General features: G+C 43.3%; 18 protein-coding genes. 3 read left to right on the top strand and 15 right to left on the bottom strand.

Annotated features, from left to right (window positions below; genetic code table 11):
* Positions 1-193 precede the first annotated feature (193 nt).
* Genes ACGTN9_RS11345 through ACGTN9_RS11335 form a run of 3 tightly spaced genes read right to left on the bottom strand, consistent with a single transcriptional unit; the run spans position 194 to position 2,518 of the window.
* On the bottom strand, positions 194-658 hold the full coding sequence (locus ACGTN9_RS11345) for a thioesterase family protein (protein WP_499592843.1): 465 nt from the start codon (positions 656-658) through the stop codon (positions 194-196).
* A 13-nt stretch (positions 659-671) separates the two neighbouring features.
* Positions 672-1,625, bottom strand: coding sequence for a 3-hydroxyacyl-CoA dehydrogenase NAD-binding domain-containing protein (locus tag ACGTN9_RS11340; RefSeq protein ID WP_499592841.1), 954 nt, complete (start codon positions 1,623-1,625; stop codon positions 672-674).
* Between the two features lie 2 nt (positions 1,626-1,627).
* The gene (locus tag ACGTN9_RS11335; protein WP_499592839.1) at positions 1,628-2,518 is read right to left on the bottom strand and encodes a beta-keto acid cleavage family enzyme; all 891 of its coding nucleotides are present in this window, start codon (positions 2,516-2,518) and stop codon (positions 1,628-1,630) included.
* A gap of 298 nt (positions 2,519-2,816) precedes the next feature.
* Between ACGTN9_RS11335 and ACGTN9_RS11330 the strand changes: the two genes are divergently transcribed.
* On the top strand, positions 2,817-4,361 hold the full coding sequence (locus tag ACGTN9_RS11330; RefSeq protein WP_499592837.1) for a BCCT family transporter: 1,545 nt from the start codon (positions 2,817-2,819) through the stop codon (positions 4,359-4,361).
* 45 nt (positions 4,362-4,406) lie between these two features.
* Here ACGTN9_RS11330 and ACGTN9_RS11325 read toward each other — a convergent pair whose 3' ends face one another.
* Positions 4,407-4,949: a TetR/AcrR family transcriptional regulator gene (locus ACGTN9_RS11325; RefSeq protein ID WP_499592835.1), complete on the bottom strand. Its 543-nt coding sequence runs from the start codon at positions 4,947-4,949 to the stop codon at positions 4,407-4,409.
* 214 nt (positions 4,950-5,163) lie between these two features.
* On the opposite strand from ACGTN9_RS11325, the gene brnQ reads away from it, so the two are divergent.
* Complete coding sequence (brnQ, locus tag ACGTN9_RS11320; protein WP_499592833.1) at positions 5,164-6,540, top strand: branched-chain amino acid transport system II carrier protein; 1,377 nt, start codon at positions 5,164-5,166, stop codon at positions 6,538-6,540.
* Positions 6,541-6,580: 40 nt separating this feature from the next.
* Here brnQ and ACGTN9_RS11315 read toward each other — a convergent pair whose 3' ends face one another.
* The 8 genes from ACGTN9_RS11315 to ACGTN9_RS11280 all read right to left on the bottom strand — a co-directional run bounded on the left by ACGTN9_RS11315 (position 6,581) and on the right by ACGTN9_RS11280 (position 11,678).
* Positions 6,581-6,763 (bottom strand): hypothetical protein, encoded by a 183-nt coding sequence (locus ACGTN9_RS11315; RefSeq protein WP_499592831.1) that lies wholly within the window; start codon positions 6,761-6,763, stop codon positions 6,581-6,583.
* A gap of 86 nt (positions 6,764-6,849) precedes the next feature.
* Entirely contained in the window at positions 6,850-7,221 is a 372-nt protein-coding gene (locus ACGTN9_RS11310) for an iron chaperone (protein WP_499592829.1), read from the bottom strand.
* Between the two features lie 11 nt (positions 7,222-7,232).
* On the bottom strand, positions 7,233-7,817 hold the full coding sequence (locus tag ACGTN9_RS11305; protein ID WP_499593038.1) for a YdeI/OmpD-associated family protein: 585 nt from the start codon (positions 7,815-7,817) through the stop codon (positions 7,233-7,235).
* Between the two features lie 118 nt (positions 7,818-7,935).
* The gene (locus ACGTN9_RS11300) at positions 7,936-8,130 is read right to left on the bottom strand and encodes a hypothetical protein (RefSeq protein WP_499592827.1); all 195 of its coding nucleotides are present in this window, start codon (positions 8,128-8,130) and stop codon (positions 7,936-7,938) included.
* Positions 8,131-8,176: 46 nt separating this feature from the next.
* Positions 8,177-8,644 carry an NUDIX hydrolase gene (locus tag ACGTN9_RS11295; protein ID WP_499592825.1) on the bottom strand — a complete coding sequence of 156 codons (468 nt, stop codon included), beginning with the start codon at positions 8,642-8,644 and terminating at the stop codon, positions 8,177-8,179.
* Between the two features lie 200 nt (positions 8,645-8,844).
* Positions 8,845-10,494: a catalase gene (locus ACGTN9_RS11290; RefSeq protein ID WP_499592823.1), complete on the bottom strand. Its 1,650-nt coding sequence runs from the start codon at positions 10,492-10,494 to the stop codon at positions 8,845-8,847.
* Between the two features lie 257 nt (positions 10,495-10,751).
* Complete coding sequence (locus tag ACGTN9_RS11285; protein WP_499592821.1) at positions 10,752-11,264, bottom strand: hypothetical protein; 513 nt, start codon at positions 11,262-11,264, stop codon at positions 10,752-10,754.
* Positions 11,265-11,276: 12 nt separating this feature from the next.
* Positions 11,277-11,678 (bottom strand): hypothetical protein, encoded by a 402-nt coding sequence (locus ACGTN9_RS11280; protein WP_499592819.1) that lies wholly within the window; start codon positions 11,676-11,678, stop codon positions 11,277-11,279.
* Positions 11,679-11,892: 214 nt separating this feature from the next.
* Here ACGTN9_RS11280 and ACGTN9_RS11275 point away from each other — a divergent pair, with 214 nt between their 5' ends.
* A complete protein-coding gene (locus ACGTN9_RS11275; protein WP_499592817.1) occupies positions 11,893-12,057 on the top strand; it encodes a hypothetical protein in 165 nt (54 codons plus the stop codon).
* Between the two features lie 119 nt (positions 12,058-12,176).
* Here the strand turns inward: ACGTN9_RS11275 and ACGTN9_RS11270 are convergent, their stop codons facing one another.
* From ACGTN9_RS11270 to ACGTN9_RS11260, 3 genes are all read right to left on the bottom strand, one after another.
* Positions 12,177-12,524 carry a DUF4260 domain-containing protein gene (locus tag ACGTN9_RS11270; protein ID WP_499592815.1) on the bottom strand — a complete coding sequence of 116 codons (348 nt, stop codon included), beginning with the start codon at positions 12,522-12,524 and terminating at the stop codon, positions 12,177-12,179.
* Between the two features lie 155 nt (positions 12,525-12,679).
* Positions 12,680-13,153, bottom strand: coding sequence for a DUF4367 domain-containing protein (locus tag ACGTN9_RS11265; RefSeq protein WP_499592814.1), 474 nt, complete (start codon positions 13,151-13,153; stop codon positions 12,680-12,682).
* A gap of 75 nt (positions 13,154-13,228) precedes the next feature.
* Positions 13,229-13,783, bottom strand: coding sequence for a DUF488 domain-containing protein (locus ACGTN9_RS11260; protein ID WP_499592812.1), 555 nt, complete (start codon positions 13,781-13,783; stop codon positions 13,229-13,231).
* Positions 13,784-13,857 lie beyond the last annotated feature (74 nt).

Here is a 13,857-nt window from a genome sequence, read left to right as displayed (position 1 = left end):
TGGACAAGATTCATATATCAATAAAAATTCTGCCTTAACGACAATAACTTCTTTCCTAACCCAACCAACTTCTGCCCTAGCTCCCACATGTTCCTCCCTAACGAATATGTGTCCTACTCCAGCAGTCTTAATCATTAAAAACAGACGCCTTTTACCTTGCTTTGGAGGTTAAGGCGTCTGTTTTTCTTGGTTCCTATTTTTTTCTTATGCCAATGACTCTTCCAGCTTGTTTCGGCTTTTCCAATCCTTTTTGTTCTTTAAACATACCCGCTATCTTTTCTTCGATCTGCTCAGGAAAAGGCGCACCTCGTCCTTCATTCACGTCTATCCCCATCAGCATTTCTTCCAAGGTCGCTACGAGATCGCCATCCGCATTGTACATCGATAAAAACAGATGGATCCGCTTCTGGTCGTAATCAAGCACCTGGGAAGTAATTTCGAACGCTTGTCCCTCTTTCATCTCCTGCAGGTAGCAAATATGGGTTTCGAGTGTGAAAATCGTATAATTATACTCACTGCGAGCCGCTTCATCTAAACCGATATGATCGATGAAGGCATCGGTCGCCTGGCTGAACGCCCGGTTATATTCCGCATCATTCATATGGCCATTGTAATCCACCCACGCTGCAGGTACGGTTTGTTGAAAACGAAAGTCCATGACGATTCCCTCCTTACATGCGTGTTTTTTCTGTTTCTTTTGGCCAGTATTCCTGGACGAGATCATATAACTTGACCAAAAATTCGTTCCGATGCGCATCCAGTTCACTCATGGACATGCCGTTCGACTGCTCTTCACACCCTGACACGACTTTATCGTACAGCTCATCCGTAAGTTCCGGGGCTTCCAGCTTCGTCCATGGTTTTTTCAATGCCGGGCCGAACTGTTTCAGCATGTGGCGCATGCCGCCTTCACCGCCGGCTAAATGGAAGGTCAAGAACGGGCCATACTGGGCATAACGCATTCCAGCTCCATGCGTAAACGCTTTGTCCACCTCTTCAGTTGTCGCAATCCCTTCGTTGACGATGTGAAGTGACTCGCGCCAGATTGCTTCAATCAGGCGGTCTGCGATATGACCTTCTATCTCATGACGTACCAGCAGGACGCGCATCTGGATCGCTTCGTAAAAAGCCTTCGCCTTATCTGTATTCTCCGTCGTCGTCTGTTTTCCTGGTACGACTTCCACCAATGGCAAAATATAAACCGGATGGAATGGATGTGCTACGACGAACCGCTCCGGGTGCTGCAGGTTTGCCTGCAGTTCAGATGGCATGATCCCTGACGTGCTGGAGCCGATCAGCGCATCCGGCTTGGCATGACGATCGATATCCTGAAGTACACGCTGTTTCAGTTCTTCCACTTCCGGGACGTTTTCCTGGATCATATCTGCATCTTTCACCGCTTCCGCCAAATCTTTTTCAAACGTGAGACGTTCCTTCGATGCACCTTCCGCTAACACTAGTTGCTCCGCATATGGCCATGCCTGTTCAACGGCCTTTCGCATGCGTTCTTCTGCACCTTCTGCCGGGTCCGTCGCAACGACGTCGTATCCGTTAGCGAGCATTCGGACGATCCAGCCTGTTCCAATAACTCCTGTTCCGACTACTGCTGCTTTTTGTACTGTCATATTTATTTACCCCCGTTCGGATTACGTAAATTCAATAATTCTCTTGCTTCCTGTGGTGTCATCGGCTCCAAGTCCAGCCCGTTCAACATGGTAACTGCTTTATCAACGAGCTGTTCGTTTTTCGCCACAACACCTTTAGACAGATAGATATTATCCTCGAGCCCGACACGTACATTTCCGCCCAGAAGTGCGGATTGAGAAGCCATCGGCATCTGCATCCGTCCGATTCCGAATGCGGACCAGTGCGCATTATCCGGAATGCGATTTTTCATATAAGACATGGTTTCCACATCAGCCGCTGCCCCCCAAGGAATACCAAGGCAGAACTGATACATCGGTTCACCATCAATCAAACCTTCTGCTACTAATTGATTGGCAAAACGGACATGGCCAGTATCAAAGCATTCCAGCTCCGGTTTGACTCCACTTTCCTGGATAAGCTTCGCCTGATCACGCAGCCAATCCGTCGGGCTCATATAAATCATGTCGCCAAAATTAGTGCTTCCGCAGTCAAGCGTGCACATTTCCGGAAGCAGTTCGCCAACCGGTTCATGACGCTCAGCAGGCGTCTGGATATCCGTACCGTCTCCACCTGCTGCCGGCGTGTTCAGGCTTGGGATGAAGTCTCCGCCGCCACCGGAAGTGATATTGATAATTACATCGGTTTCTGAATCACGGATACGGTCGACAATCTCACGGTAATGCTCGACATTATGACTGATTCCGCCAGTTTCCGGATCACGGGCATGCACATGGGCAACCGTCGCGCCTGCTTTCGCAGATTCAATCGCTGACTCCGCAATTTCTTTTGGTGTGACTGGCACATTCGGGTTCTTCTTTATCGTATCTCCTGCTCCTGTTACGGCAGAAGTAAGGATCACTTTATTTTTCATGACAATTCCTCCTTCAAAAGGTGATTGTTGTTTTTGATTCCGTTAAAACTATACCATCCGGACTGTTAATATTCAAACCATTTATAAAAATAATCTCTAAATACATCCCTACATTCACATTTCAATATTAATCAGCAAAATTAGTGATTTAAGCGACTGAACTCCGCGCATATATTATAAGATGCTCTATCCTCCTGTTTCCTGCCTTATATCATCTTTGAAAGAAAACCGTCTGGATTGTACAGTTTTAAACGTCGATTAAAACAGAAGTAATTTCAACACATAGAGGAGGATTCTTTTGAGAAAAGAACTCATGGATTGGAAAACGTTTGGAGGGGCGCTGTCTTTATTATTACTCGTATCCCTGCCCCTAATCGTTTTTCCAACACAAGGAAAACAGGTAGTTTTAGCCATTAATGAAATAATGACACAGCGATTAGGTTTCTTATTTTTAGGCGTGGGCCTGGCCCTGCTCCTTTTTTTGATGTTCATCGGAACAAGCAGGTACGGGGACATCAAGCTCGGGGAAAAAGACACGAAGCCCGAATTCAAAACAAGCTCCTGGGCTGCCATGCTATTTACAAGTGGAATCGGGACCGGCATTCTGTACTGGGGTGTCATCGAGTGGGCATATTATTATGAAGGTCCTCCATTCGGACTGGAACCCGGCTCCAAGGAAGCGATCCAATGGGCAGCCACCTATGGATTTTTCCACTGGGGGCCGATCGCCTGGGCGATGTTCGCGATCCCTGCCCTGCCGATCGGCTACATGTTCTTTGTTAAAAAAACGAAAGTATTCAAAATCAGCGAAGCTTGCCGTCCGGTACTTGGAAAATATACCGACGGTCCGATTGGACGTCTCGTTGATATCCTGTTCATGTTCGGCCTCCTTGGCGGTGGCGGGACCGGTCTAGCGCTATCTGCGCCAATCATCTCTGCCGGGCTGAATCACCTCGTCGGCATCCCGGACACAATGACAACCAAGTCCGTCATTTTGATGTTCTGTACGATGATTTTTGGTCTCAGTGCCTACTCCGGACTGCAAAAAGGCATTCGCAGGCTGAGTGATATCAACCTTTGGCTCGCCTTCATCCTGCTGATTTTCGTGTTTGCGGTGGGACCGACGACCTTTATCACAGAATCAACGGGGACTGCGCTCGGAAGAATGATGGATAACTTCTTCCTGATGAGCACATGGTCTGAGCCATTCAATGATCTCGCTATGTTTGAACGGACAGGATTCCCGGAAGGCTGGACGGTCTTCTACTGGGCATGGTGGATTGTCTACGCCCCGTTTGTCGGCCTGTTCATCGCCCGTATTTCCAAAGGACGAACCATCCGCCAGATCGTTTTCGGCACCGTATTGTTCGGCAGCCTCGGTACCGTACTATTCTTCGGTATTCTAGGAAACTATTCCATGTATTTGCAATTGAGCGGACAATATCCGGTCATTGAAACATTGAACCAGCAGGGCGCACCGGCGGCAATTATCGGAACTTTGACAGAACTGCCCCTTTCAACACTTGCCATCATCGTCTTCGTCCTGCTTGCGACCATATTCTTATCAACTACGTACGATTCCGGTTCTTACGTCATCGCTTCGGTCGTCCAGAAGCATGTCGAAGGAGAACCGCTCCGCTGGAATCGCCTATTCTGGGCATTGGCACTATCCATCCTGCCAATGATTTTCATGAACATGGGCGGACTGACAACACTGCAAACCATCAGCATCATCGGTGGTTTCCCATTGTTAATCATTCTGCCGATGTTAGGCTGGTCCTTCATCAAAATGGTGAACGAGGACAGAGAAAAAGAAGAAGAAGCGAAAAAAGAAGCATCATAAATATAAAAAAGTCACCAGCTCTTCCCAGTAGAGCTGGTGACTTTTTTATTCTGATTCATAGGTTAGTTCGGTTAATCGCTGTAACACCTGTTCCCGTAACTTTGGAGGCAGCGGTCCCAGCCCGAAGATTTCGGACAGCCACAGGCCATCGACGGCAAGGCGCAGGATCGTCGCGTCCACCTGATCGATCCCATCGTGCTCGATATGATTCTGCCAATCCGCATATGTATCCTGCAGGGGCTGGAGCAGCTTCGGATTGATGCCCTGAGCTGCCAGCATCCCGGCACTGATCGTTCTATTTTCCGCACTTTTATCATGCATGACGTTAATGAAAGATCTGGCCCATTTGCCGGTTTCTTTATCATCTTTTTTTACAAGTTCTTCGACGTTTTCACGATAGATATCATTCATATATTGGACAAGCCCTTTGACAAGCGCTTCTTTGGTTGAAAAATGATACAAAAGTCCGCCCTTGCTGACTTCTGCTCGTTTCGCAACTGCATCCAGTGTCAGCGCATCACTGCCCTGTTCGGTCACAATCAGCGCAGCCGCTTCTAGCAATTTCTGGCGCTTCGATTCTCTTGGCATGGTCATTCCCTCATTTACAAGTCCATTTTTTACTAATGTTATCAGTACTCGCACCGATTTTCAATTTTGCTGTAACGGTAATTTCACCACCAAATAAGGATGGTATCGAAGTGGTGAAAATTTCTTTTAACAAACTTACCAAATTCTATTGTCCCTTTTCCGGTTTATTGATAGGATTATCTTTATTCATTTACAGCAAGAAAGGAACATGCAGATGAACCAGAAAACACCATTCTCGACTTATGCCATTATCGGCACCATGTTATTTGGCCTGTTTTTCGGAGCAGGAAATTTAATTTTCCCTATCCAGCTGGGACAGCTCGCCGGAACATCCTTCTGGCCGGCTTTGATTGGGTTTCTCGTTACAGCCATCGGTCTTCCACTGATGGGAATCCTCGCCATTGCACTGTCAGGTAGCAACGGACTTCAGGATTTAGCTGGCCGGGTTCACCCTTTATTCGGGATCGTCTTCGCTCTTATTCTTTATTTAACGATCGGCCCGTTTTTCGCTATTCCGAGAACTGCGACTGTTCCGTTTGTTGTCGGTTTTGAACCATTTATCCAGCCTGGTCAAAGCAGTCTGTGGCTTGCCGTATTCAGCTTTATATTCTTTGCTAATGCATACTATTTTTCCCTGAACGCTGCCAAGGTTATGGATATCGTCGGCAAATACCTGACCCCGGCTTTTTTATTGTTCTTATCAATTTTGATTATTACTGCCATCGTTAAACCGATGGGAAGCTTCGGCGAACCGGCAGGTGACTACAGCACGCTGCCATTTATGACCGGATTCAAAGAAGGTTACAACACGATGGATGCCCTCGGCGGTCTCGCCTTAGGAATTGTCGTTATCCATGCCATTAAAAACTTGGGAATTACGGACAGGAAGGCAATTGCGCAGGCGACATGGAAATCCGGACTGTTCGCCATGGGCCTCATGATGCTGATTTATGGACTGATCACGTATATGGGTGCCTCCAGCGTTTCCACTGTCGGTACGCTCGAAAATGGCGGACTCACGTTTGCCGCTGTTTCGCAGCATTATTTCGGTACATTTGGTGCTATCTTACTGGCGATCATTATCGTGCTTGCCTGTTTAAAAACAAGCATCGGACTGATCATCGCCTGCAGTGAATTTTTTCATTCGGTCTATCCAAAAGTCAGCTACAAAACATTCGTACTGATTCTATCGCTCGTTTCGTTCATGGTCGCGAACTTCGGTCTGACGAATATCATCCTGTACGCCGTACCGGTACTGATGTTCTTATATCCATTGGCGATCGTGCTGATTTTATTAGGACTAAGCTCGAATTTGTTCCAGCACAAACAAAGCGTCTATGCCGGCGCAATGATCCTGACCTTTTTCGTCAGTACCATCGATGGCTACAATGCCTTGGCTGAAACACTCCCAGGAGCTTCCAACTCTCTAATGGAAACCGTCAGCAACTTGTATCAAGCCTACCTGCCCCTTTACGGGATTGGGCTGGGATGGATCTTGCCAGCGTTTATCGGTGCCGCCATCGGTTACTTTTGGAAAAACAACAGCGAACCGGCCGTACTGCAAAGAAAAGCCGAAAACCTATCGCATTAACAACGAAAAGACCAAACCCTCGCGTTTGGTCTTTTTTCTATTATTCTCTTTTTTGTTTATACTTTTGAAACAAATAGTAATAGCTAATTTCGAATAGTATAAACGCTGCCACCAGGCTACCTAAAAAAGGAGATGGAGAGTCGAAAGCCATAAAGATGATCAGGCATAAGAAGAAAGTGACCAGGCCAATCAATAGGGAATACTTTGCATACTTTTCATGCAAGTCAAAAGCCTCCTTATTTCCTTTAACAGCAAATAAACCAGCCCGGAATCAGTAACATTACAACCAAAAATTAATTTCTTTATAATTTATTTCCGCCAAAAAGCAGTATAGTCCGCTTTATCTTCGATATTAAACGATATCATTCGCTCGAGTAAGGTATAATCAACTGGACTATCCCACGGGATACGCATGAGCTGCTTGGTGTGATCATAACCAGCTTTTTTAATGTCATCCGAAAAATGAACAATTCCTTTATTTTCAGGTGCCACAGCCAAATGCTTTTTGGCAATACTGAAGGCAATAATAAATGTCCCATGATCAGTGAACATTGGCTGATTCCACTTAATAGCCGGTTCTAAGTCCGGGAATTTTTCTGATACCCAGCCCAAAACTTCTTCCGTCCTGGCCCGGTGTTCCGGGTTATCAATATCTTCTAAAAATGGTGCAAAGACTTCCATTGGATTACCCCCTATTTATCATTTAAACCCTTTCCATCCAGAATATGCGGTGTATATTTTTCAATCCTTGAGGTGCGAGTTTCTGTTTTTTTCGCTTTCGAAAAATAAAGGATGTATGCTCGTTGTCGTCCCGGTGTTAATCCTTCAAAAGCAGTTTTCAATGCTGGATTTTCACCAAATTTTTGTTGAAGCTCTGCTGGAATTTCCATCTTCTTTTCCACTTTCACTTCCAAACCGGCCTTCTCCACTTCGATAGCTTCCAGGATATAATCTTTCAAAATGGATTCATTGTCCTTAATTTCCTCGACATTGGTGAACCGAATCTGGCGTCCTGCCTGAACATTCTCTGTCTGTTGGATTAAGATGTCATGCTTGTCCTTTAACAAGGCACCTTTAAAAAATAGAAGCGCACAATACTCTTTAAATCCATGAATCAACACGATGTTCTTATTCTCCAAGGTGTAACAAGGATTCCCCCACTTCACTTCTTCGGTAAGTCCACTGGTGAGAATGATTCTTCGCAACTGCTCGAACTCTTCCTTCCACTTCTGCGATTTGCTTAGTAGTTCATCGACCTTAGAATTCCTGTTTGTCACATCGAACACCTCTCTTTCAAAAGTTATTGGCTTTACTTGAATATACATCAACCTCGATCCATTTTCCATGCCCCTCCTGGCAAAAACACGACTTCAATCACCGCATGACGAAATTACTTTATTTGCTTTTTATTAAATCGATGAGGTAATGCACTTGTGCTATTAAATAAGATAATAATAATACTATTATGGAACCCACAGACAGGATTTCTGTTTCTAGATGGTTCCCGCCACCAAAGACTGTTTGACCTGACATATAAATAATGACACTCACTACAATTGTTGCAAAAAAGCTTTTTATGTATTTCCCCATTCTATCGCCCCTTTTGCTGGAAACTCTTTTAAGAGCTTGTACTATACTAGTTAGTATTAATACTCCTGTCTACTCTTTTAAGATAAGGGTGTATATAACTACGATATTCATCCGTTAACCCCTCAGGTAAGTGGTTTATAGGAAAATACTTTATTTCTAAAGACTCTGTGGGATCAATGTCGACGTCTCCCTCGACTTCATATGTCAGATACACAGCTGTGACGGAATATAACTCATCGCCATTAGACACTTTAAAATAAAATTCCGGACCAGAGAACACGTCTAGTAATTCAAGACTGCCAACTTTTAGTCCTGTTTCTTCTTTTACTTCTCTCCTGGCTGTATCTTGAAGGCTTTCTCCCAATTCCATTAATCCACCAGGAAGGCCCCAGCCTCCAGCGGTACGATGTTGAAGTAACAATTCGTTGTTTTCGTTAATAATTAAGACAACTGCACCTGTTAATATGAGAGGTTTATGGCCAACCAAACGTCTTATATCTTTTACATAATCCACTATGGAACACCATCCGATTCAAATTTAGAAGTTTATGAAAATATATGACAATTATTTCAAAACCATCCTCAATACTCAAGTGTACACGAAAGATCAAAACAACGTGTTTCAGATCTCCGCAACGTGAGGTTCGTCATTACCTAAATTAAGAAGGCTGCCTGTCAGCTGATACTGACAGACAGCCCTCTCTGGCTCTTACTTCAATAAGGGTCAGCCTCGTGACTTTTTTCTACAGCTTCTTCGACTGCTTTGTGCTGAGCGGTAGAACCACGACCATATTTTGTTTCTGCTGATTTACGACCTGGAACTTTATTATCCTCCTGCATCTCCTGCATTTCCTTCATTTTGGCTTCGATTCCTTCCTTCACACGGCGCCCGTAGTCTTCATCTGCCTGCGTAAAGTGATCGATCATCGCCTCTCGTATCCGCTTATCACAGATGGCGAGTGCATTCGAAAGGTTATTGATCAATTCTTCTCGCTCCCAATCCTCAAAGCTGCGGTACGTATCACCGGCCTGGCCATAGTTGTTCGGGCGGTCAATTGGCTCACTCATAGCTGCCGCATTGTACGTAGGTTCATGCGGCGGAGTTTTCGATCCATCTGCTTCCTGAAAACCGCCCACCATGGAAGGCTCATAGTTGATATGAGGATTGTCCCCAGACTCTCTCGGGTCGCGAATGTCCATTTGCCCGCGTTGCTGATTGGTCCGGACACCTTTCATCGGAGCGTTAACCGGCAGTTTTAAATAGTTCGCGCCGATACGGTAGCGCTGCGTATCGGAATATGAGAAGGTACGCCCCTGCAGCATTTTATCGTCTGAAAAATCCATTCCATCCACAAGTACGCCGGTGCCGAATGCCGCCTGTTCAATCTCCGCATGGAAGTCCTCTGGATTACGATCAAGCACCATACGGCCTACCGGATGCCAAGGAAACTTGTCCTCTGGCCACAGTTTCGTATCATCGAGCGGGTCAAAATCCAGTTCCGGATGATAGCCGTCCTCCATGATCTGTACAAACAGCTCCCACTCTGGATATTCTCCACGTTCAATCGATTCATATAAATCCTGTGTCGCGTGACTCACATTCTTCGCCTGGATCATGTCGGCCTCTTCCTGGGTTAAGTTACGGATTCCCTGTTTCGGCTCCCAGTGATATTTAACCAGCACAGCCTCCCCCTTGTCATTCACCCATTTATACGTATTCACTCCGGAGCCCTGCATATGGCGGTAGGTGGCAGGTATCCCCCATGGAGAAAACAAAAATGTAATCATGTGGGTAGCTTCAGGCGTACGGGAAACGAAATCGAACATCCGCTCCGGACTTTTGATATTGGATGCAGGATCCGCTTTAAACGCATGAATCATATCCGGAAACTTCATCGCATCACGGATAAAGAAGATCTTCAAGTTGTTTCCGACTAAATCCCAGTTGCCGTCCTCGGTGTACATTTTCACGGCGAACCCCCGGGGATCACGATCCGTTTCCGGTGCATCTTTCGCTCCGGCTACCGTTGAGAAGCGAACCATTAGTGGTGTTTTCTTACCTGCGCCTGAAAAAACCTTCGCACGGGTGTATTTCTCCACCGGCTCGTCTCCGACTTTCCCATACGTCTCAAAATACCCGAATGCGCCAGAACCCCTTGCGTGTACGATCCGCTCCGGCACCTCTTCCCGATCAAAATGGGAGATCTTTTCAATAAAATGATAATTCTCAAGTGTGGCCGGGCCGCGATTCCCAATCGTACGGATGTTTTGATTGTCCGTCACAGGGCGCCCTTGCCGCGTCGTTAACGTCTCACGTTCTACATTTTTTCCGTCAGAAGCCTGGTTATTTTTGTTGTTTGCCAAAAAGAAAACCTCCTTAACATAAACTGCCATTAGCTTTTCTCTGAACGGAAAATTTATACAATGTGCCGCCATCAGCTGGAAAAATAAACAGCATATGATTTAGATTAAAAAAGCGCCTCATCCCTACCAAACTAATTCATTAGCGAAGGAGGGATAGGCACCACAACTTCAAACGTATTTAAATGCGCAATCACTCGATCAAAAAAAGCACCTTCGCAGGGAAAGGTGCTTCACAAAAGTACTTGGTATAAAAATGTTTAATTAATTTTCTTATTATTTTTATCCCTTATAATAATTTCATACGGGACTTCTTTAATAGATAATTCTTCTATTTTTAATTCAATTATTTTTTCCACATAATCCTCAATTTCTTTAACCTTCTCATCGGAGTTCTTGAACCAGCTATTATTTATATTTGTCTTTATAATAATCTGTAATGGTTGAGGGTGGAAGGAACTAGCAAACCCTCTATATTCATTAAATTTCTTATTTGTTTCCTCACTTATCGCAGTAAATATGGGTTGCCATTCCATATCCCGGATTTCACTTTCGCTTTTCTTCTTTAATTTAACGGAATAATTCAAATTTGTCTTTGATAAAACCGCTTTAGAAATAAGTTTTTCGAGTTCATCATTCTCTGCAAAATCTTTATCTGTTCCTTCAATTACGATTTCTTTCTCCGGTTTCACCGATATCGAATAAGAAAGGTTATATCCTCTATCCTTTAATTCGTCCGAAACTACATTGGAAACCTTTTGTATGGATTCCATTACCTTTTGATCCTATTTATTTTGGGTAACGTTCCTATTCACTACCGTAAACGTTATATCAAAATCATTAAATCCTACTTCTTTCGCAGTATTAACTATTATATTTTCCATATGAACCTTGTTGTCCTCTAGAAGATCTTTATCATACACTTGTACGGTAAAGATACGTTCTTCATTAGAGTAACTTAAACCGACTTCTCCGAAACCTTCGTCCTTTAATGCTTTTGAACTTTTTGTAAATAACTTTTCTATTTTCTCTTTTTCATTTTTAGTTTCTTCCATACTTTTTCTTAATTCACTTTTTATTCGTTCATCAGATTTAGCATTTGCCGGTTCACCTGAGTTGTTTGCAAATACTAAAGTGAAACCTAAAATGATTATTATTAATACAATACCAATAACACTTTTCTTCATAATAACCACCTCTCTATATAAGAGGTGTATGTCCAATTTTTTACATTATTCCTTTGTCTGTATAAGTTTGGTGAAGTAAACTGCAAGCTATCGGAAGTGTTATGCCTGTTGGTTAAATTTTACATAATTGAAACAAATTTCATATTTATTCGTATATATAGTAAACAGCTTTCAATAATGACCGTCAAATGCTATCTAATAGGGAGGTATGGGAATGATCTGGCTTTATATGTTTAGTCCATTAATAATCTTTTTAGGGATCGGTATTTATATAGATACGAAAAATAAGAAGCACAATAACGTGAGAGAAAAAATAGATCGCAATGAGTATAAGTATAAAACATATCAGGAGGTTGACAGGTACCATGATATGAATTAATGATGAGTTTTTTTAAAAAACAGAAGCCTTAAAAGTGCCTGAGCCCCACATTAGTAATGTGTTAACGCAGCGGGATCAGGCACTTTTTATTAGTGGAATACTATCGTATTCAATATATATTAAACACGATTTAAATGCGTGTCTTTAAATTCTGTTGGATACTTTAACCCATATCCAATCATCCTATCCATCCCTATATGGGATGACCATATCAAACCGATTGCTAAAAAGGTCGGGCTGGATAGTAGTAGTCCAATGAAAATAACACCTATCGATACAATATATGTATGAAATAAATTATAGAGAATAGCTCCAATTTTATTACTTAATACATAACCAAGAATTGAAATATCTGGTGATAACAACAAAATAAAAAATAATCCCCAACTGAATTGACTATTTCCATAAAAATAAAGACTTAATATTAAAACCGCAAATCCTTCTATACGTAAAAGAATTTTATTCACCCTTCATCCCTCCAAATTCCTTTTTATATGAGCTCATTTTTTTCATAAAGGCCAGTATATCTGCCCCACCAAACTAAAGCTATAGCGTAAATGGAGGGTATGCGGCGAACCGAAGTAAGTTTATACTCTATCACGGTTAATTCTAAAAAGTTAGCCTAATTTACTTGGTTAAAATTATCGGCTATATTAAGTACTTCTTCTTTGGAAGTAGAGTCGCTATCCACAAATAGTTCATAATAAATATCATCTTTATTCCATTTCAATATTTTAACCTTTTCTTTTTCCCCGTATTTTCCTTCCAGGTCTCCATTTATTTTTACGTCTTCCTCTGTAAAATCAAATGCATTTTGGCTTTTTGATGCCTGAAAAGTGATCTCTTCTTGATTTTCACTTATAAAGGAAACTTTAATAAAACTATTCTCCATTCCTCCTATACCTTCAACGTTTACTCTTATCTCGGTTGGCTCAAATGGAAGCTTAGTTGGGACTTCCGGAGTAAACGACAAATCGTTTAATGCGTTAATTACTCTTTCTTTATTATAATCTACAAGTTCCTTTGAGTCGGTTTCATCAATGCATCCTACTAAACTAAAAATAAATATCAATACGATAAAAATAACTTTTCTCAATACTCTTCCCCCATGCTTTCGTTTATCGGATATTCTCTCACTTCTATTCATTCAGTCTCTCTGGGCTTTAGAAAATTAATCCTCAAGCATCGGATACACTACCGTTCCATCCTCTTCCACAATGGGCATCGCCCCCCAACGCCCAAGTTCATGACTGACCAGCTCCGTTTTTCCTTTAGAGTCGTTGATTAAATGAAAAACATCCCACCCATTCGCCTGCAGCCAGTTACTGATCAACAGGCGGTGGCACCTTGCCGGATGCCTCTCGGAGCACATATAGACCAGGTTCTTTCCTTCCGCTTCCGCTTTTAAATCCTCCAGCCCATTTTGAAACTCCTTCGTTAATGTATAATCCGCATAATTGTGGAACGAGCGATTGTCCCACCCGGTATTCAGATCCTCACCAATCTCGCCTGATCGGCTCCGCCTGCCACCAAGCAACGGGTAATGACGGTACGCGAGACCCGCTTCCTTAAGCCAATCACCCATGCTATCCTTGTTAAACTGCGGGTACTTACGGCTGGCAGGGAAGGCGCGGATATCAGCCACATATTCAATATCTGCAGCCTGAAGCATCTGCAGGAATAGTTGCTTGTTATGGTCGGAATGACCAATCGTATAGATTTTCATTACCCTGCCCCCTTTGTTATAACCTTATGTAACGACTATATCCTTCCACGATACTTTCTAAATCACTATCTGGA

Origin of the sequence: Halobacillus sp. B23F22_5, assembly GCF_043497085.1 — a bacterium.
In the GTDB taxonomy this organism is placed as follows: domain Bacteria; phylum Bacillota; class Bacilli; order Bacillales; family Halobacillaceae; genus Thalassobacillus.
The sequence above is the reverse complement of the archived record's forward strand: the minus strand, read 5'-3'. Positions and strand labels throughout refer to the sequence as shown.

Bases quoted from the DNA above. Each gene is read 5' to 3' on its own strand.
- ACGTN9_RS11335 (WP_499592839.1), bottom strand. From the start codon at position 2,518: ATGAAAAATAAAGTGATCCTTACTTCTGCCGTAACAGGAGCAGGAGAT.
- ACGTN9_RS11310 (WP_499592829.1), bottom strand. From the start codon at position 7,221: ATGGAAGTCTTTGCACCATTTTTAGAAGATATTGATAACCCGGAACAC.
- ACGTN9_RS11280 (WP_499592819.1), bottom strand. From the start codon at position 11,678: ATGAAGAAAAGTGTTATTGGTATTGTATTAATAATAATCATTTTAGGT.
- ACGTN9_RS11275 (WP_499592817.1), top strand. From the start codon at position 11,893: ATGATCTGGCTTTATATGTTTAGTCCATTAATAATCTTTTTAGGGATC.
- ACGTN9_RS11260 (WP_499592812.1), bottom strand. From the start codon at position 13,783: ATGAAAATCTATACGATTGGTCATTCCGACCATAACAAGCAACTATTC.
- ACGTN9_RS11340 (WP_499592841.1), bottom strand. From the start codon at position 1,625: ATGACAGTACAAAAAGCAGCAGTAGTCGGAACAGGAGTTATTGGAACA.
- ACGTN9_RS11345 (WP_499592843.1), bottom strand. From the start codon at position 658: ATGGACTTTCGTTTTCAACAAACCGTACCTGCAGCGTGGGTGGATTAC.
- ACGTN9_RS11300 (WP_499592827.1), bottom strand. From the start codon at position 8,130: ATGGGGAAATACATAAAAAGCTTTTTTGCAACAATTGTAGTGAGTGTC.
- brnQ (WP_499592833.1), top strand. From the start codon at position 5,164: ATGAACCAGAAAACACCATTCTCGACTTATGCCATTATCGGCACCATG.
- ACGTN9_RS11285 (WP_499592821.1), bottom strand. From the start codon at position 11,264: ATGGAATCCATACAAAAGGTTTCCAATGTAGTTTCGGACGAATTAAAG.
- ACGTN9_RS11325 (WP_499592835.1), bottom strand. From the start codon at position 4,949: ATGCCAAGAGAATCGAAGCGCCAGAAATTGCTAGAAGCGGCTGCGCTG.